Below are 19,019 nucleotides of genomic sequence, written 5' to 3'. Positions count from 1 at the left end.
GCTCACCTTCGGCGGGTCCCCGCGTGTCTTCGGGCAATCCGGGCCGATCCCGCCGGGGCGGCCCGCGCGGGTCACTCCGGCTGCGGCACCACGTCCCGCAGCAGTTGCAGGAACGCGGCCTCGTCCACCACCGGCGTACCGACCTGCCGGGCCCGGCGGGCCTTGGTCGTCCAGCCGCCGGGCTCGTTGGTGACCAGCAGGCTGGTGCGGCTGCTGACCGAGGAGGCGACATGCAGCCCGGCCTCGGTCAGCCGGTCCTCCAGCAGCTCCCGGTCGGTCGCGGTGTCGCCGCTGATCGCCACCCGCATCCCCTGCACCAGCGGGGAGTCGGGCTGCCAGCGGCCCGGGTTCGGGTAGGGGCAGGCGGGCCTGCGCCGGGCCGGGCGGTACGGGCTCCAGCCCGCGCCGGAGGCCGGGCGGGACGGCGCCTGGTCGTCCTCGCCCAGGTCGGTCGGCGGCACGCACGGCGTCAGCGGCAGCGCCACGCCCGTCTGCACCGCCAGCCGCAGGCTCGGCTGGAACACCTCGGCCAGCACCCGGGCGTCGTCCAGGGCGTGGTGCGCCTGTCGCGGGACCACCCCGAAGTGCGTGGCCAGGGTGCCCAACCGGTGGTTGGGCAGCGGCAGCCGCAGGTCGCGGGCCAGCACGATGGTGCACAGCCGCTGCTCCACCGGGACCCGGGAACCCATCCGGGCGTACTCGCGGGAGATCATCGACCAGTCGAACAGCGCGTTGTGGGCGACCAGCACCCGGCCCGCCAGCCGCTCCGAGAGCTCCTCGGCGATCTCCGCGAAGGTCGGCGCGGTCGCCAGCAACTCGCTGGTCAGGCCGTGGATCCAGACCGGCCCCGGATCGCGGCCCGGGTTCACCGGGGTGTACCAGTGGTCCAGCACCTCGCCCCCGGGATCGAGCCGGTAGACGCCGACCGACACCACCCGGTCGGTCCGGCCGAGGCCGGTCGTCTCGACGTCGACGACCGCCCAGCCACCCGCCGGGTAGGGGTGCGCGGCGCCGCGCGCTTCCGTGCTCGTTTCCATGGTCGCTCAGAATACGGTGTGCCCCTGACAGCGCCCGCCGCCCGCTACCCGGACGGGTGAGCTGCCGGGGAGCGCCGGCGGATCCGGAATAACGTGTACCGGGGGATGGTCGTATCCGGTGACGTTTGTCCCGAGAGATGAGATTCCATGCGCGCCACCGTTATCCAAGGCCCCCACGACATACGCGTCGAGGAGGTCCCCGACCCGGTCGTCCGCGAGCCAGGTGACGCCGTGGTGCGCACCGTCCTCGCCTGCATCTGCGGCAGTGACCTGTGGGCCTACCGGGGCGTCGCCGAGCGGCAGCCGGGGCAGCGGATCGGGCACGAGTTCCTGGGCGTGGTCGAGGCGGTCGGCTCCGAGGTGCGCGGGTTCCGGCCCGGTGACCTGGTGGTGGCGCCCTTCGTCTGGTCCGACGGCGTCTGCGAGTTCTGCCGCGAGGGCCTGCAGACCTCCTGCCCGCACGGCGGATTCTGGGGCAGCCCCGGCTCCGACGGCGGCCAGGGCGAGGCGGTCCGGGTGCCGTTCGCCGACGGCACCCTGGTCCAGCTGCCCAGGGACGCCGCCGGTGACCCCCGGCTGCTGACCGCGCTGCTGGCGCTGTCGGACGTGATGGCCACCGGGCACCACGCGGCACTGGCCGCCGGGGTGCGGCCCGGGTCCACGGTCGCCGTTGTCGGCGACGGCGCGGTCGGCCTGTGCGGCGTGCTGGCCGCCCGCCGCCTGGGCGCCGAGCGGATCATCGCGCTCGGCCGGCACCCGGACCGCACCGCCATCGCCCGGACCTTCGGCGCCACCGACATCGTCGCGGTGCGCGGCGAGGAGGCCGTCGCGGCGGTGCGCGAGCTGACCGGCGGGGTCGGCGCGCACGCGGTGCTGGAGGCGGTGGGCACCGAGGAGTCGATGCGCACCGCGATCTCCATCGCCCGGGACGGCGGCGGCGTCGGCTACGTCGGCGTGCCGCACGGCGGCAGCGCGGGGGTGGACGTCGGCCAGATGTTCGACCGCAACGTGGCGCTGCGCGGCGGTGTCGCCCCGGCCCGCGCCTACATCCCGGAGCTGCTGGCCGACGTGCTGTCCGGGGCGATCGACCCCTCGCCGGTGTTCGACGCGACGGTCGGCCTGGACGGCGTCCCCGGCGGCTACCGGGCGATGGACGAGCGCACCGCGCTGAAGGTCAAGATCGCCTTCTGAGCCCCCGGCCCGGGGGCGGCCGTCCGGACGGCTGCCCCCGCGCGGCTCAGCGGAAGGCGCTCTGCCCGGTCAGCGTCTGACCGATGACCAGCTGGTGCATCTCCGGGGTGCCCTCGTAGGTCAGCACGCTCTCCAGGTTGGCGGCGTGCCGCATCACCGGGTACTCGAAGCTGATGCCGTTGGCGCCGAGGATGGTGCGCGCGGTCCGGGCGATGCTGATCGCCTCGCGGACGCTGTTCAGCTTGCCGTAGCTGACCTGCTCCGGGCGCAGCGTCCCGGTGTCCATCCGGCGGCCCAGGTGCAGCGCCAGCAGCAGGCCCTTGTTGAGTTCCAGCGACATGTCGGCGAGCTTGGCCTGGGTCAGCTGGAAGCCGCCGATGGGGCGGCCGAACTGCTCCCGGGTGGTGCTGTACTGGCGGGCGGCCTCCAGGCAGGAGCGGGCGGCGCCGAGCGCCCCCCAGACGATGCCGTAGCGGGCCTGGTTCAGGCAGGACAGCGGGCCCTTGAGGCCGCGCACCTCGGGCAGGACCGCGTCGGCGGGCAGCCGCACGCCGTCCAGCACCAGCTCGCTGGTGACCGAGGCGCGCAGCGAGGCCTTGTGCTTGATCTCCGGAGCCGAGAAGCCCGGGGTGTCGGTGGGCACGACGAAGCCCCGGACGGCCTCGTCGGTCTGCGCCCAGACCACGGCCACCCCGGCCACCGAGCCGTTGGTGATCCACATCTTGCGGCCGTCCAGCACCCAGTCGGTGCCGTCCCGCTTGGCGCGGGTGCGCATCGAGGCCGGGTCGGAGCCGTGGTCCGGCTCGGTCAGCCCGAAGCAGCCGATGGTCTCGCCCGCCGCCATGCCCGGCAGCCAGCGCTGCCGCTGCTCCTCGGAGCCCCAGTGGTGGATGGCGTACATCGCCAGCGAGCCCTGCACCGAGACCAGCGACCGCAGGCCGGAGTCGGTGGCCTCCAGCTCCAGGCAGGCCAGGCCGTACTGGACGGCGCTGGCCCCGGCGCAGCCGTAGCCCTCCAGGTGCATGCCGAGCGCGCCGAGCGCGCCCAGCTCCCGGGCCAGCTCGCGGACCTGCGGCAGCTCGCCGCGTTCGTACCAGTCGGCGATGTACGGCTGCACCCGGTCGTCGCACCAGGCGCGGACGGTGTCGCGGACGGCGAGCTCCTCGGCGTCGAAGAGGTCGTCCAGGCCGAGCGGGTCGCGGGGGTCGAGGGCGGGGCGGCTCATGCGGTGGCCTCACATTCGGAGTCGGTGGTGTCAGGGCCGGTGTCAGGGCCGGTGTCAGGGCCGGTGTCAGGGCCGGCGCCGGGGGCGGTGCCGCCGGTCGGCGCGGGGAGCGGCTGGCCGGGCGGGGCCGCCAGCCAGGCGCGGACGGTGTCGTTGTGCTGGCCGAGCCGGGGCGGGGCGACCGGTGGCCGGACCGGGGTCGCCGACAGCCGCAGCGGGCTGCGGACCTGCGGTACCCGCCCGTCGCCGACGTCGACCACCGGCCCCAGCCCCAGCTCGTCGGCCAGGGCGAAGGCCCCGGCCAGGTCGTTGACCGGGCCGCAGGGCACGCCGACCGCGCTCAGCCGCAGCTGCCAGCTCCTGGCGTCGTCGGCGGCCAGCGCCCGCTCCAGCGCCGCGATCAGCGCCGGACGGTTGCGCACCCGCTCCGGGTTGGTCGCGAAGCGCGGGTCGGCCGCCAGCCCGGGCTCGCCCAGGACTCCGGCCAGGGCCCGGAACTGGCCGTCGTTGCCGCAGGCCACGGCGAGCAGGCCGGTCCCGTCGGCGCCGCAGCGCAGCGTCTCGTACGGGGCGATGCTGGGGTGCTGGTTGCCCATGGCCTGCGGCGCGCGGCCGGTGGCGAGGTAGCCACTGGCCTGGTTGGCGAGGGAGCCGAGCAGGCTGGAGAGCAGGTTCACCTCGACCAGCTGGCCCTCGCCGGTGCGGTCGCGGTGGCGCAGCGCGGCGAGGATCGCGGTGACCGCGTCCTTGGCGGTGAGCACGTCCACCAGCGCCACGCCGACCTTGGCGGGCGGGCCCTGCGCCTCGCCGGTGATGCTCATCAGCCCGCCCACGGCCTGCACCACGAAGTCGTACCCGGGCAGCGGGCTGGCGCCGCCGAAGCCGGTGATCGAGCAGTAGACCAGTCCCGGGTTCCCGGCGCGCAGCGCGGCGTGGTCCAGGCCGTGCCGGGCGAGGGCGCCCGGGCGGAAGTTCTCCACCAGCACGTCGGCGCGCAGCGCCAGCTCGCGGGCGGCGACCGCGTCCGCCGGGTCGGCCAGGTCCAGCGTGATGCCGTGCTTGGAGCGGTTGGCGGCGTCGAAGTAGGCGGCGGTGCCGTCGACGAAGGGCGGGCCCCAGGCGCGGGTGTCGTCGCCGCTGCCGGGGCGCTCCACCTTGACCACGGTCGCCCCGAGGTCGGCCAGGGTGGCGGTGGCCAGCGGCCCGGCCAGGACCCGGCTGAAGTCGGCGACCAGGACGCCCGCCAGGGGCGCGGCTGCGGGCTCGGGCACGGGGTCGCCTCCACTACGTCGGGGCTGCCCATACTTCCAAGATCACGAGACCGGTGGAATAGGCCTCGCCGGTGAAATGCGTCATCTGTACGGGACGCCGTGGAGCTGGTGCCGGGCGGCGGCCGCGGTCCGGCTCAGCGGGGTTGGCGCAGGGCGTCGAGGCTGAGCACGGGCAGCGGTACCGAAGGCCCCGGATGCCGGTCCGGCAGCCGCCGGGCCCGGGCCGGGCGGGGCGCGGGCGGGACCGGGTGCGGCAGCCTGACCGCGCCGAACGGCTGCCTTCCCGGGCGATGCCCCGGATCACTTGGTGATGCGCTCATGTCATTCCCCTGGGAGGTGTCGGTCGTCGGAGTGCCGGACGGGAAGGGCCGCACCCTGAGAACGACCGTCCCCGCCCCGGGGTAGCGGTCCGACCCGGGTCCGCTCCGGTGCCGGGACCGCCGCCCGACCGATCATCCGGCCGACACCGGTGGAACCCCTAAGCTGGGGGGAGACCAGGGGAAGTGGATACCGTGCTGATCGACACGTTCGGGCGCCGCGCAGTCGATCTGCGCGTGTCGCTGACCGACCGCTGCAATCTGCGCTGCACTTACTGCATGCCGGAGCAGGGCCTGAACTGGCTCCCCCGGCACGACCTGCTGGACGACCAGGAGGTCGTCCGGCTGGTGCGGATCGCGGTCACCCGGCTGGGCGTCACCGAGGTCCGCTTCACCGGCGGCGAGCCGCTGATCAGGCCCGGCCTGGTCGGCATCGTGGCGGCCTGCGCCGCGCTGGAGCCGCGCCCGGAACTCTCGGTGACCACCAACGGCCTGGGCCTGGCCCGCACCGCCGCCGCGCTGCGCGAGGCCGGGCTCGACCGGGTGAACGTCTCGATGGACACCCTCGACCGGGAGACCTTCCACACACTGACCCGCCGCGACCGGCTGCCGGAGGTGCTGGCCGGGCTGGCCGCCGCCGAGGCGGCCGGGCTGCGGCCGGTGAAGATCAACACCGTGCTGATGCGCGGCGTCAACGACCACGAGGCCGCCGACCTGCTCGACTGGTGCCTGGAACAGGGCTACGAGCTGCGCTTCATCGAGCAGATGCCGCTGGACGCGCAGCACGGCTGGCAGCGGGCCGACATGGTCACCGCCGAGGAGATCCTGACCCGGCTCGGCCGACGCTTCGAGCTGGTCCCCGAGCCCCTGGCGGGGCGCGGGGCCGCGCCCGCCGAGCGCTGGCTGGTCGCCGGCCGCACCACGCCGGACGGCCGCCCCGCCCGGGTCGGCGTGATCGCCAGCGTCACCCGGCCCTTCTGCCGGGCCTGCGACCGGACCAGGCTCACCGCCGACGGCCAGATCCGCGACTGCCTCTTCGCCACCACCGAGACCGACCTGCGCGCCGCCCTGCGCTCGGGCGCCGACGACGAGGCGATCGCGGCACTGTGGCGTACCGCGATGTGGGGCAAGAAGGCCGGGGGCGCGATAGACGCACCGGACTTCGCCCAGCCGGAACGGCCGATGTCCGCCATCGGCGGCTGACCCCGCCGCCGCCGGCTCAGTGGTCCGCGGCCTGCCACTGCGCCAGCGGCACCGTGTCCTTCAGGAATCCGCGCAGGTTGAGGAACTCGGACAGGTACTCGCGGTGCTCCTCGCAGGCCAGCCAGGTCTTGCGGCGTTCGGGGGTGTGCAGCTTGGGGTTGTTCCAAGCCAGGACCCATATGGCGAGCTGACGGCAACCCTTGGCGGAACAGTGCGGGATCTCGGTGCTCATGGGTGAAGTATCGCTGCCCGCCGCCCCCGCCCCGCACAGCGGGGCCATCTGGCGGTCATCCGGAGGCAACCCCGGGACCTTGCGTGTTCATGATCACCGCGAGTCGTCAGCGGCGGAACAGGGCCTGTGAGCGGTGACACCGGGCAGCCACGGGGGGAGCTGCCCGGCGTCGGTCCGTCGCCCCGACGGGGGATGCGGGGCGCGCGTAGGCAGTATTGCACGCGGTCGGGGGTTTGGAACCGGTGAATGACGGGAATCTGCTTGAGCTTTTCTTAAGGTTCCGGCAAGGCCCCGCCGAGGTGGCCTCAGCCGGGCTGGGTGGGGGCCGACGGCGTGGCCTGGCCGGGGACGCCGGTGCCCGGGCCGAGCATCGGCGGGGGCTGGTAGCCGACGAAGGTGTCCGGCAGGTCGGGGGCGTTCTCGCGGCCCGCGTTCGCGTACACCACCGCGAGGTACGGGATCAGCGTCCCGCCGACCAGCGCGATGATCGCCAGGATCCGGGACTCCTGCCAGAGCACGATCGCCAGCACCACGCACAGCGTGCGCACCGCCATCGCGAACATGTAGCGGCGCTGGCGTCCGCGGACGTCCTCGGTCAGGCTCGACCGCGCGCCGGTGATCCGGACGACCCCGGGCGCACCGCCCTTGCCGCCGATCTTGCTGCTCAAGCCCAGGAACTTCCCCATGCGGTCACCGTACGCCGCCGGATCCGCCGTCACGAGGCCGGGGCACCTGGTTTCGCGGGGGGATTCCTCCCCGGCGCGCACCAGGCGCCCCAGCGGCGCTCCCGCACCCCCGGGGGTGTCAGGAGGCCTGGCTGACCGAGCTCATGTTGAAGTCGGCCACCCGCACCGGCGGCATCGCGGCGCGGGTGAAGTAGTCGCCCCACTCGCGCGGCAGGCAGCGCTCGGTCCGACCGGCCTCGGTGATCCGGCCCAGCAGGTCCACCGGCGACTCGTTGAAGCGGAAGTTGTTCACCGCCCCCTTCACCTCGCCGTCCTCGACCAGGTAGACACCGTCCCGGGTGAGCCCGGTGAGCAGCAGCGTCGCCGGGTCCACCTCGCGGATGTACCACAGGCAGGTGAGCAGCAGTCCGCGCTCGGTCCTGGCGACCAGGTCCTCCAGCGAGTCGCCGCCGCCGTCCGGACCGTGCGCGTCCAGCACCAGGTTGTCGATCGCGGGGCGGACGTCCAGGCCGGTCAGCGCGGCCGAGTGGCGGGTGGTCAGCAGGTTCGCCAGCTCGCCGTCGCGCACCCAGTCGGTCGGCGCCAGCGGCAGGCCGTTGTCGAAGACCGAGGAGTCCCCGCCGGAGGCGTGGGTGACCGCGAACGGCGCGGCCTCCAGGCCCGGGTACGCCGGGTCGCTGTGCAGCCGCAGCGGCAGCCGCGAGAGCCGCTCGCCGATCCGGGTGCTTCCCGCCCGCTCCCCGCCGCCCTGCGACGCGCCTCCCTTCTTGGAGAAGACGGTGCGCCCCTCGGCCGCGTCCCGGCCGCCGGAGGACCAGCTCAGGTAGATCATCAGGTCGGCCAGCGCCGACGGCGGCAGCAGCGCCTCGTAGCGCCCGGCCGGCAGGTCGATCCGGCGCTCGCCCCAGCCGAGCCGCCGGGCCAGCTGCTCCTCCAGCGCGCCGGGGTCGACGTCGGTGAAGTCGCGGGTGGCCGCCCCGGCCCAGGCGGAGCCGGTCAGGTCGCTGGTCTTGGCGTTGAGCTCCAGCGTGCCGGTGGGCTGGTCGTGCCGCAGCCGCAGGCCGGTGCTGCTGCCCAGGTAGGTCGAGGTGACCATGTGGTTGGCGAAGCCGTAGAGCAGCCGACCGCTCTTCCCGGCCCGGGCGAAGGCCTCGCCGAGGGCGGGCGCGAAGTCGGCGAAGACCTCGATGCCGGTCTCGCCGGGCTCGGCGGTGAAGTCCGCCGAGGGCGCGCCGGACGGCTGGACCAGCGGCTGCGCGTCCTCGGCCGGACCGGCCGTCCGGGCCACCGCCTCGGCCGCCCGGACCAGCGACTCCAGCTCGTCGACGGTCACCGCCTCGCGCGAGACGACCCCGGCGGCGGTGCCCTCGCGGCCGTCCACCGTGGCGATGACGGTGAGCGTCCGGCCCCGGGTGACACCGTTGGTGGTCAGTGCGTTCCCGGCCCAGCGCAGGTTGGCGGTGGACTCCTCGTCGGCGATGACGACGCAGCCGTCGGTGCGGGACAGCGCGAGCGCCCGCTCGACGATCTCGTGGGGGGCTGCCGCCCGAAGGATCTGATCGGACATCAGTGACCGGCCTCCTGCTGGGTGTTGAGCACGTTGACGGAGCGGAACAGGGCCGAAGGGCAGCCGTGCGAGACCGCCGCGACCTGACCGGGCTGCGCCTTGCCGCAGTTGAAGGCCCCGCCGAGGTGGTACGTCTGCGGGCCGCCGACGGCCTCCATCGAACCCCAGAAGTCGGTGGTGGTGGCCTGGTAGGCGACGTCCTTGAGCTGCCCGGCGAGGCGGCCGTTCCTGATGGCGAAGAAGCGCTGCCCGGTGAACTGGAAGTTGTACCGCTGCATGTCGATCGACCAGGAGCGGTCCCCGAGGATGTAGATGCCGTTCTCGACGCCCGCGATCAGCCCGGCGGTGTCCGGGCCGTCGGCGGCGGGTTGCAGCGAGACGTTGGCCATCCGCTGCACCGGGACGTGCGCCGGGGAGTCGGCGAAGGCGCAGCCGTTGGACCGGCCCAGGCCCTTCAACTTGGCCATCCGCCGGTCCAGCTGGTAGCCGACCAGGGTGCCGTCCTTGATCAGGTCCCAGGACTGGGTGCGCACGCCCTCGTCGTCGTAGCCGATGGTGGACAGGCCGTGCTCGACCGTCCGGTCGCCGGTGACGTGCATCACGTCGGAGCCGTAGCGCAGGCTGCCCAGCTTGTCGAAGGTCGCGAAGGAGGTCCCGGCGTAGGCGGCCTCGTAGCCGAGCGCGCGGTCGAGTTCGGTGGCGTGGCCGATGGACTCGTGGATGGTCAGCCACAGGTTGGTCGGGTCGATCACCAGGTCGTAGCGCCCGGCCTGGACGCTGGGGGCCTTCATCTTCTCGGCGAGCAGCACCGGCAGTTCGGCGAGTTCGGCGTCCCAGTCCCAGCCGGTCCCGGTCAGGTACTCCCAGCCGCGTCCGGCCGGGGCGGCCAGGGTGCGCATCGAGTCGAACGCGCCGGTCCGCTCGTCGACCGAGACGGCCTCCAGCACCGGGTGCAGCCGGATCCGCTGCTGGGTGGTCATCGTGCCGGCGGTGTCGGCGTAGAACTTGTTCTCCTGGACCGTCAGCAGGGTGGCGGTGACATGGGACACCCCGTCGGCCGCCAGCAGCCGCGAGCTCCAGTCGGCCAGCAGCGCGGTCTTCTCGGCGTCGGCCACCTCGAACGGGTTGACCTGGTACGCGGACACCCAGCTGACGTCCCCGTAGACCGGCTCGTCGGCGAGCTCGACCAGGTCCTCGGTGCCCGAGGCGGCGCTGATCCCGGCGCTGATCCTGGCCACCGCGACCGCCTGCTCGGCGACCCGGGCGGCGGCCTCCGGCGTCAGGTCCACCCCGGCGGCGAAGCCCCAGGCCCCGCCGAGGACGACCCGGACGGCGTAGCCGAGCTGCAGGGTGTCGGAGCTGCCGGAGGGGCGGGCGTCGCGCAGCAGCCAGGAGGCGCTGCGGACCCGCTCCAGCCGGAAGTCGGCGTGCCCGGCGCCGAGCGCGCGGGCGCGGGACAGGGCGGCGTCGGCCAGCGCGCGCAACGGCAGCGCCTGGAACGCGGGATCGAGGGACGAGGGTGTGTCCGGCATCGAACTCCTCCGGGGGGACGGGTGCGGGCGGTCCCGGGTACGGGTGCCGTTTCGCATCCTGCCTTGTTCGGCAGGGGCCGCGCACGGCGTTTGACGGCGTTCCGCCGCGCCGCCGGGCGGGTCGGCGGTGGCGCCACGGCAAGCGATTCGCTTTCCGTGGCGCGGCCGGGGTACGGTGTGGACACAACGACGCGGGGTGGAGCAGCTCGGTAGCTCGCTGGGCTCATAACCCAGAGGTCGCAGGTTCAAATCCTGTCCCCGCTACTCGTAGGTCGAAGGGCCCGGCGCAGATTCTGCGCCGGGCCCTTCTTCATGTGCGGGTTCGCGTCCGCGGGTCGTGCCCGTGAGTGCTGTCTGTGGCAACCGAAGAGTGGGGTTGATCCGCCCACCTCCGGGACCTGCGGCTCCGTTGATCGGGCGGTTTTCGGCACTGTGGGAAGCCCACAGTTCAGGGTCGGTGTCGCTGTCGGCAGCGGATTAGCCGCCGCCGAGCGAATCCGGATAGCGTCGCCATGCGTGTGCAGGTGGCACCCATCTGCGGCGCCGCTCCCACCAGCCAGTCGTCCAGTAGAGAGAGGTAGACCGTTGAGTCGCTCGGTTCTCGTCACCGGAGGCAACCGGGGCATCGGCCTCGCCATCGCCCGGGCCTTCGCGGAGGCCGGTGACAAGGTCGCCGTCACCTACCGCTCCGGCGAACCGCCGGAGGGGCTGTTCGGGGTCCGGTGCGACATCACCGACCCGGAGCAGGTGGAGCGGGCCTTCAAGGAGGTCGAGGCGGAGCACGGACCGGTCGAGGTGCTGGTCGCCAACGCCGGGGTCACCAAGGACACGCTGCTGCTGCGGATGTCCGAGGAGGACTTCACCTCGGTCCTCGACACCAACCTCACCGGCTCGTTCCGGGTGGTCAAGCGCGCCTCCAAGGCGATGATGCGGGCCCGTAAGGGCCGGGTCGTGCTGATCTCCTCGGTGGTCGGCCTGACCGGCTCGCCCGGGCAGGCGAACTACGCCGCCTCCAAGGCCGGACTGGTGGGCTTCGCCCGATCGCTGGCGCGCGAGCTCGGCCCGCGCAACATCACCGTCAACGTGGTCGCCCCCGGCTTCGTCGACACCGACATGACCGCGGTGCTCAGCGACGAGCGCCGGGCCGACATCGTCGCGGGCGTGCCCCTGGGCCGCTACGCGGCGCCCGCCGAGATCGCGTCCACCGTGCGCTTCCTCTCCTCCGACGAGGCCGCATACATCACCGGAGCCGTCATTCCCGTCGACGGCGGATTGGGCATGGGTCACTGACCATCATGAGTGGAATCCTTGAGGGTAAGCGCATCCTGGTCACTGGGGTGCTGATGGAGTCGTCCATCGCGTTCCAGGTCGCGAAGCTGGCGCAGGAGCAGGGCGCGGAGATCGTGCTCAGCGCCTTCCCGCGCCCCTCCCTGACCGAGCGCATCGCCAAGAAGCTCCCCAAGCCCGCCAAGGTGCTTGAGCTGGACGTCACCAACCAGGAGCACCTGGACGGGCTGGCCGAGCTCATCCGCAAGGAGCTCGGCGGCCTGGACGGGGTGGTCCACTCCATCGGCTTCGCGCCGCAGGACGCCCTGGGCGGCAACTTCCTGAACACCCCGTGGGAGTCGGTGGCGACCGCCGTGCACGTCTCGGCCTTCTCGCTGAAGTCGCTGACCATGGCCTGCCTGCCGCTGATGGAGGAGGGCGGCTCGGTGGTCGGCCTCACCTTCGACGCGACCATCGCCTGGCCGCAGTACGACTGGATGGGCCCGGCCAAGGCCGCGCTGGAGGCCACCTCCCGCTACCTGGCCCGTGACCTGGGCGCGCAGAACGTGCGCTGCAACCTGGTCTCCGCCGGTCCGATCAAGTCGATGGCGGCCAAGTCCATCCCCGGCTTCGAGACGCTGGCCGACACCTGGAACGTCCGCGCCCCGCTGAGCTGGGACGTCACCGACCCCGAGCCCGCCGGGCGGGGCGTGGTGGCGCTGCTCTCCGACTGGTTCCCGAAGACCACCGGCGAGATCGTCCACGTCGACGGCGGCCTGCACGCGATCGGCGCCTGACCGCCGCGCCCGAGCCGCGCCCGGCCGGGTCGAGGCCCGCACCCCCGCCGTCTCCGGGCGGGGGTGCGGGCCTCGCGGCGTTCGGTGGGCGCGGTCGGCGGCCGCGGTCAGTGGCCGCGGTCAGTGGCCGATCACCGCCAGGTAGTCGCGGGCCCGCTGCTCCGCCCGCGGGTCGGCCGGGTCGAGCGCCAGGCCGAGGTAGCCGTCCGGGCGGACCAGCAGCAGCGCCTCGGACGCGGCGTAGCCGCGGCGGGCGTGGCCCTCGGTGTCGGCGAAGCCGTAGGCTCCGGCGGGCGCGGGCTGCGCCGCGTCGAGCACGGCCACCGCCCCGACCCGCGGCCCGGCCAGCCCGGCGGCCAGCCGCGCGGCCCGCGCACCGAAGCCGAGCAGGGTCGGCCGACCGCCCTCGAACAGCTCGAACAGCCGGACCGGTTGGCCCTGCGGGCCGGTGCCCGGCGCGTCCGGCGCGCGGTCGCCGGCCCGGACCGGTCCCGGGTCCTGCCGCAGCTCGCGGCTGAGCGCGCTGTCCCGGTAGCCGAGGTTCAGCTGGTGCAGCTCCGGATCGTCCCGGCGGTGCGCGTCCTCGTCCCCGGCGAAGCCCTTGTCGTGCAGCCGGGTGCTGATCCCGAGCACCCGCGCGGCCACCGGCAGCCGCTCCCGCTGGTAGCTGTCCAGCAGCCCGGCGGGGGCCCCGGCGGCCACCGCGGCCAGCTTCCAGCCCAGGTTGTAGGCGTCCTGGACGCTGGTGTTCAGACCCTGGCCACCGGCCGGTGAGTGGACGTGCGCGGCGTCGCCGACCAGGAACACCCGGCCGTCCCGGAACCGCTCGGCCATCCGGATGTTGGCCCGGAACAGCGAGCTCCACACCAGCCCGGTGAGCCGCACCCGGCCGGGTCCGGCCGCCCGGTCCAGCGTCGCCTGCAGGTACGGCAGGGTGATCTCCGGTGCCTCGGCCTCCGGGGCCAGCGGCTGCATCAGCTGGAAGGTGTCGGTCCCGGCCAAGGGGCACAGCGCCAGCGGGAAGGCCGAGGGGCCGGAGCCGGCGTCCGGCCAGCTGTGCCAGTACGCCCGGTCCACGCCCTCGGCCCGGACGTCCGCCAGCACCATCCGCTGCTCCTCCCGGGTCTCCCCGGCGAAGCCGGTGCCGAGCACCCGGCGGACGGTGCTGCGGCCGCCGTCCGCGCCCACCAGGTAGTCCGCGCGGAGCGACTCCTCGCCGCCGTCCGGGTGCCGCAGCACGGCGGTGACCGCGTCGGCGTCCTGGCCGAAGGAGACCAGCGCGGTGCCGAAGCCGACGGTGCCGCCCAGTTCGGCGAGCCGCTCGCGCAGGATCTCGCCGGTCCGCCACTGCGACAGCATCCAGGCGTTGGGGTACGGGACGTCCGGGGTGGGCTCGCGCGGCTCGTCCATCCGCCCCTCCCAGACCGTCTCGCCGCCCTGGTAGGCCCGGATCGCGGGGTAGGGCCCGCCGTGCTTCCGGACCCGGTCCAGCACGCCCAGCTGCTCGAAGAGCTCCTGGGTGCGCGGTTGCAGGCCCTTGCCGCGGGAACCGGCGAACGGCCGCTCGTCCAGCTCGACCAGCCGGTACCGGACGCTGCGCCGGGCCAGCTCGACGGCCAGCACCAGCCCGGCGGGCCCGGCTCCGACGATCAGGACACCGGTGCTGCTGCGGTCTGCGCTCATGACTGCCCCTCCTGGATGAATCTTAATTCAGTGAATCTGAATTCAGGCTAGCTGCTGCTACCGTCCCTCGCAAGGGATGCCGTGTGAGCTGGGAAAGGGTGGTGGAATGACCGGCACAGGGGAGGTCGGCGTGCGCAAGGCGCGGGCCGCCGAGACCGAGGTCGCGCTGAAGGAGGCGGCCAAGCGGGTCTTCGCCCGGACCGGCTACCTCAAGGCGAAGATCACCGACATCACCACCGAGGCCGGGCGCGCGGCGGGGTCGTTCTACAGCCACTTCTCCAGCAAGGAGGACCTGCTGGAGGCGCTGCTCGCGGACATGCTCGCGGAGAGCGACCAGCGGGTCGAGGAGCCGGGGCACAGCCCGGACTTCTCCGATCCGGCGGCGGTGCGCTGGCATGTGGCGGTCTATGTGCGGTTCGTCCGCCGGAACCGGGCGGTGGTGACCGCGCTGCACCAGGCCGGGATGGTGGACGAGCGCTTCGCCGAGCGCCTGCGGCGGATGCTGGAGCCGAACGTGCGGGACATCGCCGACCATCTGCGGCACGTGCGCGAGGCCGGTGGTCGACTGCCCGGAGATCCGCTGGTGGTGGCCTCGGCGATGATCGCGATGATGTCCGAGTTCGCCCGGACCTGGCTGCTGGGCGACGCGGGCGAGCGGCTGCTGGGGCGGACGCTGGACGACGAGGAGGTGGTGGACACCCTCACCGACCTGGTCGTGCACGGCATCGGCGGCCGCCCGGCGGTCTGACGCCCGGTCGGCCGGTGTGCGACCGCCGTCGGCGGCGGGCGGTCAGCAGACGGTGAGCGCGGCCGAGGCCTCCAGCGAGGCCTTCTCCGGGTCGCCCTCGCGGATCGCGGCCAGGATCCCGGTGTGGCTCACGTAGCGGTTCTCGGTGAGCACCGGCCCCACGGTCTGCCGCAGTTCGGTGCGCAGCACCTCGCCCAGGTCCGCGTACAGGGCGGAGATCACCTCGTTGTGCGCGGCGGCCATCACCGCCTGGTGGAAGGCGGCGTCGGTCTGGATGAAGTCCTCGACGTCGCCCGAGGTCCAGGCGTCCTCGCGCCGGGCCAGGGCGGTGTCCAGCAGCTTCAGGTCGGCGCTGGTGCGCCGGGTCGCGGCCAGTCGGGCGGCCGCCGCCTCCAGCGCCAGCCGCAGTTCGATCACCTGGTCGTGGTCGGCGTCGGCGAAGCGCCGGTGCATCACCCCGGCCAGCTCGCTGGTGGCCAGCACGTAGGTGCCCGATCCCTGGCGGATGTCCAGCAGCCCGTTGTGGGCCAGGGCCCGGACCGCTTCGCGGACGGTGTTGCGGGCGACGCCCAGCTGCTCGACCAACTCCACCTCGGTGGGGATGCGCGAGCCCACCGGCCACTCGCCGGAGGTGATCTGGGCGCGCAACTGCGCGATCACCTGGTCGGCCAGGGGCTCGCGCTTGGGCGAGGTCAGCGTCATGGCACTCCTGCTGATGCATGGTCGGATCGGGCGGACCCCATCATCCTGCCCTGGATTTCTTCCACGAACTGTCATCTAAGTCATCCCATCATTCTATGATGGGCCCCATGACTGCCGCCCGGATCGGACCCGATGCCGACACCGCCGTGCCCGACCCCCGCCCGGAGCGTCCCGCCGCTCCCGCCGACCCCGCCGCCCGTTCGGCCGCCCGTTCCGCCGCCCCACTGGCCCGGACGCTGCTGCTGGTCGCGATCGCCGCCGCGGCCTTCAACCTGCGGCCGACGGTCGCCTCGTTCGGCCCGCTGCTCGACCAGGTGCGCGGCAGCCTGCACATGAGCCCCGCCATCGCCGGGGTGCTCACCGCACTGCCCTCGCTCTGCTTCGCACTGGTCGGCCTCTGCGCCCCGGCACTGGCCCGCCGGATCGGGCCCTCGGCCGCCGTCTGCGCCGGGATGGCGGCCATCGCCCTGGGCCTGGCGGCCCGCGTACTGGCCCCGAACAGCGCGGTGTTCCTGCTGCTCAGCGCGGTGGCGCTGGCCGGGATCGCGGTGTCCAACGTGCTGATGCCGGTCCTGGTGAAGCGCTACTTCCCGGACCGGGTCGGCCCGGTGACCGGCCTCTACTCGATGTCCCTGGCGGTCGGCACCGCCGCCGCCGCGGCCCTCGCGGTGCCGCTGACCAGCGCCCTCGGCGGCGGCTGGCGGGTCGGCCTGGGCGTCTGGTCGCTGGCCGCGGTGGTCGCCCTGCTGCTGTGGCTGGCCCGGCTCGCGGTCGCCCGGCGACTCCCGGACCCGGCGCGGGCGGAACCCGCGGTGGCCGACCGTCCGGCCGCGGCGCCGATGCGGCTCGGCCGCAGCCGCACCGCCTGGGCTCTCACCTTCTTCTTCGGCCTCCAGGCCACCGCCGCCTACGCGATCATGGGCTGGCTGCCGCAGATCTTCCAGGACGCCGGGATCTCCGCCGCCGAGTCCGGGGTGCTGCTCGCGGTCACCATGGTGGTCAGCGCGCCGCTGGCGTTCGTCATCCCGACCTACGCGGCCCGCCGCCCGAACCAGTCGCCGATCGTGGTGGCGCTGGCGGTCTGCGGCCTGATCGCCTACGCGGGCCTGGCCTTCGCCCCGGCCGCCGCGCCGTGGGTCTGGGCGGTCCTGGCCGGGCTGTCCGGCTGCGCCTTCCCGCTGGCGCTGACCATGATCGGACTGCGCTCCCGCTCACCCGAAGGGGTGGCCCGGCTGTCGGCCTTCTGCCAGGGCCTGGGCTACCTGGTCTCGGTACCGGGGCCGGTCCTGATCGGCGTGCTCTACCAGCGCGAGCACGGCTGGTACGGGCCGTTGGCGCTGCTCGCGGTGCTGCTGGTGGCGCAGCTGGTCGCGGGCTGCCGGGCGGCCCGTCCGGGCCAGATCGAGGACGAGGTGTGAACCCCTGCGACCGGCCCTCAGAAAGGGGTGGCAGACTCAGCGCATGCCTTATCTTGACGAGAACCCCAGCGGGGGTCAGAAGAAGCTGCTGCAGATGTTCGGGGTCATCGGGGGGATCCTGGTGTTCATCGCGATCATCGCCACCATCGCCGCGAACATGGGCTGAGCGGAGCCGGAACCCGCGTTTTCTGCGAAGCTGGCAGGTATGAGCGTCGATACGTCCCGCAGGATCATCGTCCTCCGACACGCCAAGGCCGACTGGCCCTCCGTGCCCGACCACGAGCGGCCGCTGGCCGACCGGGGCAGACGGGATGCCCCGGCCTCCGGGCGCTGGCTGGCGGGCCTCGGGCTGCTGCCCGACCTGGCCCTGTGCTCGACCGCCGAACGCACCCGGGAGACCTGGAAGCTCTTCGCCCACGAGTTGCCGACCCGGCCGCGCACGGTCTACGAGGACCGGCTCTACGAGGCCGCGCCCGGCCAGCTGATCGAGGTGCTGCAAGAGGTCCCGGACGAGGTCGGCACGGTCCTCCTGGTCGGCCACAACCCCGGCGTCCAGGGCCTGGCCGAGGTGCTGGCCGGGGACCACGACGACGACACGCTGCCCCGGCTGCGCGCCACCGGCTTCCCGACGGCGGCGGTCGCGGTGCTCACCGTGGACGTCCCCTGGAAGGCGCTGGAACCGGGCACCGCCAGGCTCACCACCTTCCACGCCCCGACCGACTGACCGGCGGACCACCGCGAACCGGGGGCGTGCCCGCAAGGCGCGCGCCCCCGGACCGCCTCAGGACGACGGCAGCGAACCGCCGTCCGCGTCCTCGACCTCCTCGCGGGAGATCCCCAGCAGGTAGAGCACGGTGTCCAGGAACGGCACGTTGACCGCCGTGTCCGCCGCCTCGCGGACCACCGGCTTGGCGTTGAAGGCCACCCCGAGACCCGCCGCGTTCAGCATGTCCAGGTCGTTCGCGCCGTCGCCGATGGCCACCGTCTGCTCCAGCGGCACCCCGGCCGCCACCGCGAACCGCTCCAGCATCCGGGCCTTCCCGGCCCGGTCCACGATCTCGCCGACCACCCGGCCGGTGAACTTCCCGTCCACCGCCTCCAGCGTGTTCGCCGCCGCGAAGTCCAGCCCGAGCCGTTCCACCAGGTCGTCGGTGACCTGGGTGAAGCCGCCGGAGACCACCGCGACCTGGTAACCGAGCCGCTTCAGGGTCCGGATCAGGGTCCGCGCCCCCGGAGTGAGCCGGACCGCCGCGCGGACCTTCGCCACCACGTCCTCGTCCAGACCGGCCAGCAGCGCCACCCGGGCCCGCAGCGACTCGGCGAAGTCGATCTCCCCGCGCATCGCTGACGCGGTGATCGCCGCGACCTGCTCCTCGCAGCCCGCGTGGGCCGCGAACAGCTCGATCACCTCGTCCTGGATCAGCGTCGAGTCGACGTCCATCACCACCAGCCGCTTCGCCCGGCGCTGGAGGCCCGAACGGACCACCGCGACGTCGACCCGCTGCGCCGCCGCCTCCTGCGCCAGCGCCGCCCGCAGCACCTCGGTCGGCACCCCGGACACCGCCAGCTCCACGGCCGTGACCGGGTACTTGGCCAGCCGGAACACCCGGTCGATGTTGCCGCCGCAGGCAGTCACCCGGGCGCTCAGCGCGGCCACGGCGGCGGCGGTGAGCGGGTGGCCGAGGACGGTGACGTGGGAGCGGCCCTCACCGCGCGGCCGGTTGTCACCGGTCCCGGAGATGACCTCGGCCTGGAGCCGCTGCTCGTCCGCCCACTGGTGCAGGTGGGCGCGCAGCTCGCCCTCCAGTCGGGGCGCGGTGACCAGGGCGCACAGCACTATCCGGCCCCGGGTCACCACCTGCTCGAAGTCCACCACGTCCACGCCGTACTCGGCGAGGGTGGTGAACAGACCGGTGGTGATGCCGGGGCGGTCCTTGCCGAAGACCTTGACCAGCAGGGTCCGGGGCTCAGGGCCTGGCGGGGACGCCGGCGGGACCGCGAGGGGACTCGCGGCGGACGTGGTCGCGGCGGGGGAGGGCGCAGGGGCGGGGGGCACATCGCTCATGGTGTGCCCCACGCTACCGGGCGGGCCCGATGGGCCCGCGCACCGTCCCGTCCTGCGGACAGCGGCGAGACGGACCTGG

At 73.8% G+C, this 19,019-nt stretch carries 19 protein-coding genes and 1 tRNA gene; 9 read left to right on the top strand and 11 right to left on the bottom strand.

Going from position 1 to position 19,019, the window contains the following annotated elements:
* Window positions 1–71: 71 nt before the first annotated feature.
* Window positions 72–1,037 (bottom strand): DEDDh family exonuclease, encoded by a 966-nt coding sequence (locus GXP74_RS30410; protein WP_182454424.1) that lies wholly within the window; start codon window positions 1,035–1,037, stop codon window positions 72–74.
* Window positions 1,038–1,184: 147 nt separating this feature from the next.
* On the opposite strand from GXP74_RS30410, the gene GXP74_RS30405 reads away from it, so the two are divergent.
* Window positions 1,185–2,228 carry a zinc-dependent alcohol dehydrogenase family protein gene (locus GXP74_RS30405; RefSeq protein WP_182454422.1) on the top strand — a complete coding sequence of 348 codons (1,044 nt, stop codon included), beginning with the start codon at window positions 1,185–1,187 and terminating at the stop codon, window positions 2,226–2,228.
* A gap of 46 nt (window positions 2,229–2,274) precedes the next feature.
* On the opposite strand, the gene GXP74_RS30400 is transcribed toward GXP74_RS30405, so the two are convergent.
* The 3 genes from GXP74_RS30400 to GXP74_RS30390 form a co-directional block, all read right to left on the bottom strand.
* Entirely contained in the window at window positions 2,275–3,453 is a 1,179-nt protein-coding gene (locus GXP74_RS30400; RefSeq protein ID WP_182454421.1) for an acyl-CoA dehydrogenase family protein, read from the bottom strand.
* A complete protein-coding gene (locus tag GXP74_RS30395; protein WP_182454419.1) occupies window positions 3,450–4,724 on the bottom strand; it encodes a CaiB/BaiF CoA-transferase family protein in 1,275 nt (424 codons plus the stop codon). The genes GXP74_RS30400 and GXP74_RS30395 overlap by 4 nt, the downstream gene beginning before the upstream one ends.
* A gap of 134 nt (window positions 4,725–4,858) precedes the next feature.
* Window positions 4,859–5,044, bottom strand: a complete 186-nt coding sequence (locus GXP74_RS30390) for a hypothetical protein (RefSeq protein WP_182454418.1) — start codon at window positions 5,042–5,044, stop codon at window positions 4,859–4,861.
* 192 nt (window positions 5,045–5,236) lie between these two features.
* On the opposite strand from GXP74_RS30390, the gene moaA reads away from it, so the two are divergent.
* The gene (gene moaA / locus GXP74_RS30385; protein ID WP_182454417.1) at window positions 5,237–6,244 is read left to right on the top strand and encodes a GTP 3',8-cyclase MoaA; all 1,008 of its coding nucleotides are present in this window, start codon (window positions 5,237–5,239) and stop codon (window positions 6,242–6,244) included.
* A 16-nt stretch (window positions 6,245–6,260) separates the two neighbouring features.
* Here moaA and GXP74_RS30380 read toward each other — a convergent pair whose 3' ends face one another.
* The 4 genes from GXP74_RS30380 to GXP74_RS30365 all read right to left on the bottom strand — a co-directional run bounded on the left by GXP74_RS30380 (window position 6,261) and on the right by GXP74_RS30365 (window position 10,261).
* Window positions 6,261–6,476 carry a hypothetical protein gene (locus tag GXP74_RS30380; RefSeq protein WP_182454416.1) on the bottom strand — a complete coding sequence of 72 codons (216 nt, stop codon included), beginning with the start codon at window positions 6,474–6,476 and terminating at the stop codon, window positions 6,261–6,263.
* Window positions 6,477–6,781: 305 nt separating this feature from the next.
* Window positions 6,782–7,162: a DUF3099 domain-containing protein gene (locus GXP74_RS30375; protein WP_182454415.1), complete on the bottom strand. Its 381-nt coding sequence runs from the start codon at window positions 7,160–7,162 to the stop codon at window positions 6,782–6,784.
* Window positions 7,163–7,280: 118 nt separating this feature from the next.
* Complete coding sequence (locus tag GXP74_RS30370) at window positions 7,281–8,729, bottom strand: metallopeptidase TldD-related protein (protein ID WP_182454414.1); 1,449 nt, start codon at window positions 8,727–8,729, stop codon at window positions 7,281–7,283.
* Entirely contained in the window at window positions 8,729–10,261 is a 1,533-nt protein-coding gene (locus GXP74_RS30365; RefSeq protein WP_182454413.1) for a TldD/PmbA family protein, read from the bottom strand. Before GXP74_RS30365 ends, GXP74_RS30370 begins: the two co-directional genes overlap by 1 nt.
* Before the next feature lie 190 nt (window positions 10,262–10,451).
* On the opposite strand from GXP74_RS30365, the gene GXP74_RS30360 reads away from it, so the two are divergent.
* From GXP74_RS30360 to fabI, 3 genes are all read left to right on the top strand, one after another.
* Window positions 10,452–10,525: transfer RNA gene (locus GXP74_RS30360), tRNA-Met, on the top strand.
* A gap of 321 nt (window positions 10,526–10,846) precedes the next feature.
* Window positions 10,847–11,551, top strand: coding sequence for a 3-oxoacyl-[acyl-carrier-protein] reductase (gene fabG, locus GXP74_RS30355; RefSeq protein ID WP_182454412.1), 705 nt, complete (start codon window positions 10,847–10,849; stop codon window positions 11,549–11,551).
* Window positions 11,552–11,556: 5 nt separating this feature from the next.
* Window positions 11,557–12,324 (top strand): enoyl-ACP reductase FabI, encoded by a 768-nt coding sequence (gene fabI / locus GXP74_RS30350; RefSeq protein ID WP_182454411.1) that lies wholly within the window; start codon window positions 11,557–11,559, stop codon window positions 12,322–12,324.
* A gap of 120 nt (window positions 12,325–12,444) precedes the next feature.
* Here fabI and GXP74_RS30345 read toward each other — a convergent pair whose 3' ends face one another.
* Window positions 12,445–14,007, bottom strand: coding sequence for an FAD-dependent monooxygenase (locus GXP74_RS30345; RefSeq protein WP_182454410.1), 1,563 nt, complete (start codon window positions 14,005–14,007; stop codon window positions 12,445–12,447).
* A gap of 106 nt (window positions 14,008–14,113) precedes the next feature.
* On the opposite strand from GXP74_RS30345, the gene GXP74_RS30340 reads away from it, so the two are divergent.
* Window positions 14,114–14,755 (top strand): TetR/AcrR family transcriptional regulator, encoded by a 642-nt coding sequence (locus tag GXP74_RS30340; RefSeq protein WP_182454409.1) that lies wholly within the window; start codon window positions 14,114–14,116, stop codon window positions 14,753–14,755.
* A gap of 42 nt (window positions 14,756–14,797) precedes the next feature.
* On the opposite strand, the gene GXP74_RS30335 is transcribed toward GXP74_RS30340, so the two are convergent.
* The gene (locus GXP74_RS30335) at window positions 14,798–15,457 is read right to left on the bottom strand and encodes a FadR/GntR family transcriptional regulator (protein WP_182454408.1); all 660 of its coding nucleotides are present in this window, start codon (window positions 15,455–15,457) and stop codon (window positions 14,798–14,800) included.
* A 107-nt stretch (window positions 15,458–15,564) separates the two neighbouring features.
* On the opposite strand from GXP74_RS30335, the gene GXP74_RS30330 reads away from it, so the two are divergent.
* Genes GXP74_RS30330 through GXP74_RS30325 form a run of 3 tightly spaced genes read left to right on the top strand, consistent with a single transcriptional unit; the run spans window position 15,565 to window position 17,599 of the window.
* On the top strand, window positions 15,565–16,875 hold the full coding sequence (locus GXP74_RS30330) for an MFS transporter (RefSeq protein WP_225448308.1): 1,311 nt from the start codon (window positions 15,565–15,567) through the stop codon (window positions 16,873–16,875).
* 43 nt (window positions 16,876–16,918) lie between these two features.
* On the top strand, window positions 16,919–17,041 hold the full coding sequence (locus tag GXP74_RS41685) for an SGM_5486 family transporter-associated protein (protein WP_255528171.1): 123 nt from the start codon (window positions 16,919–16,921) through the stop codon (window positions 17,039–17,041).
* 39 nt (window positions 17,042–17,080) lie between these two features.
* On the top strand, window positions 17,081–17,599 hold the full coding sequence (locus GXP74_RS30325; RefSeq protein WP_182454406.1) for a histidine phosphatase family protein: 519 nt from the start codon (window positions 17,081–17,083) through the stop codon (window positions 17,597–17,599).
* A gap of 57 nt (window positions 17,600–17,656) precedes the next feature.
* Here the strand turns inward: GXP74_RS30325 and serB are convergent, their stop codons facing one another.
* Window positions 17,657–18,940 carry a phosphoserine phosphatase SerB gene (gene serB / locus GXP74_RS30320; RefSeq protein WP_182454405.1) on the bottom strand — a complete coding sequence of 428 codons (1,284 nt, stop codon included), beginning with the start codon at window positions 18,938–18,940 and terminating at the stop codon, window positions 17,657–17,659.
* Between the last annotated feature and the right edge of the window lie 79 nt (window positions 18,941–19,019).

It is taken from the genome of Streptacidiphilus sp. P02-A3a (assembly GCF_014084105.1).
GTDB lineage: Bacteria > Actinomycetota > Actinomycetes > Streptomycetales > Streptomycetaceae > Streptacidiphilus.
This window is presented reverse-complemented; position numbering and strand designations above follow the sequence as displayed.

Bases quoted from the DNA above. Each gene is read 5' to 3' on its own strand.
- GXP74_RS30410 (WP_182454424.1), bottom strand. From the start codon at position 1,037: ATGGAAACGAGCACGGAAGCGCGCGGCGCCGCGCACCCCTACCCGGCG.
- GXP74_RS30405 (WP_182454422.1), top strand. From the start codon at position 1,185: ATGCGCGCCACCGTTATCCAAGGCCCCCACGACATACGCGTCGAGGAG.
- GXP74_RS30400 (WP_182454421.1), bottom strand. From the start codon at position 3,453: ATGAGCCGCCCCGCCCTCGACCCCCGCGACCCGCTCGGCCTGGACGAC.
- GXP74_RS30390 (WP_182454418.1), bottom strand. From the start codon at position 5,044: ATGAGCGCATCACCAAGTGATCCGGGGCATCGCCCGGGAAGGCAGCCG.
- GXP74_RS30380 (WP_182454416.1), bottom strand. From the start codon at position 6,476: ATGAGCACCGAGATCCCGCACTGTTCCGCCAAGGGTTGCCGTCAGCTC.
- GXP74_RS30375 (WP_182454415.1), bottom strand. From the start codon at position 7,162: ATGGGGAAGTTCCTGGGCTTGAGCAGCAAGATCGGCGGCAAGGGCGGT.
- GXP74_RS30370 (WP_182454414.1), bottom strand. From the start codon at position 8,729: ATGTCCGATCAGATCCTTCGGGCGGCAGCCCCCCACGAGATCGTCGAG.
- GXP74_RS30365 (WP_182454413.1), bottom strand. From the start codon at position 10,261: ATGCCGGACACACCCTCGTCCCTCGATCCCGCGTTCCAGGCGCTGCCG.
- fabI (WP_182454411.1), top strand. From the start codon at position 11,557: ATGAGTGGAATCCTTGAGGGTAAGCGCATCCTGGTCACTGGGGTGCTG.
- GXP74_RS30345 (WP_182454410.1), bottom strand. From the start codon at position 14,007: ATGAGCGCAGACCGCAGCAGCACCGGTGTCCTGATCGTCGGAGCCGGG.
- GXP74_RS30340 (WP_182454409.1), top strand. From the start codon at position 14,114: ATGACCGGCACAGGGGAGGTCGGCGTGCGCAAGGCGCGGGCCGCCGAG.
- GXP74_RS30335 (WP_182454408.1), bottom strand. From the start codon at position 15,457: ATGACGCTGACCTCGCCCAAGCGCGAGCCCCTGGCCGACCAGGTGATC.
- GXP74_RS30330 (WP_225448308.1), top strand. From the start codon at position 15,565: ATGACTGCCGCCCGGATCGGACCCGATGCCGACACCGCCGTGCCCGAC.
- GXP74_RS41685 (WP_255528171.1), top strand. From the start codon at position 16,919: ATGCCTTATCTTGACGAGAACCCCAGCGGGGGTCAGAAGAAGCTGCTG.
- GXP74_RS30325 (WP_182454406.1), top strand. From the start codon at position 17,081: ATGAGCGTCGATACGTCCCGCAGGATCATCGTCCTCCGACACGCCAAG.
- serB (WP_182454405.1), bottom strand. From the start codon at position 18,940: ATGAGCGATGTGCCCCCCGCCCCTGCGCCCTCCCCCGCCGCGACCACG.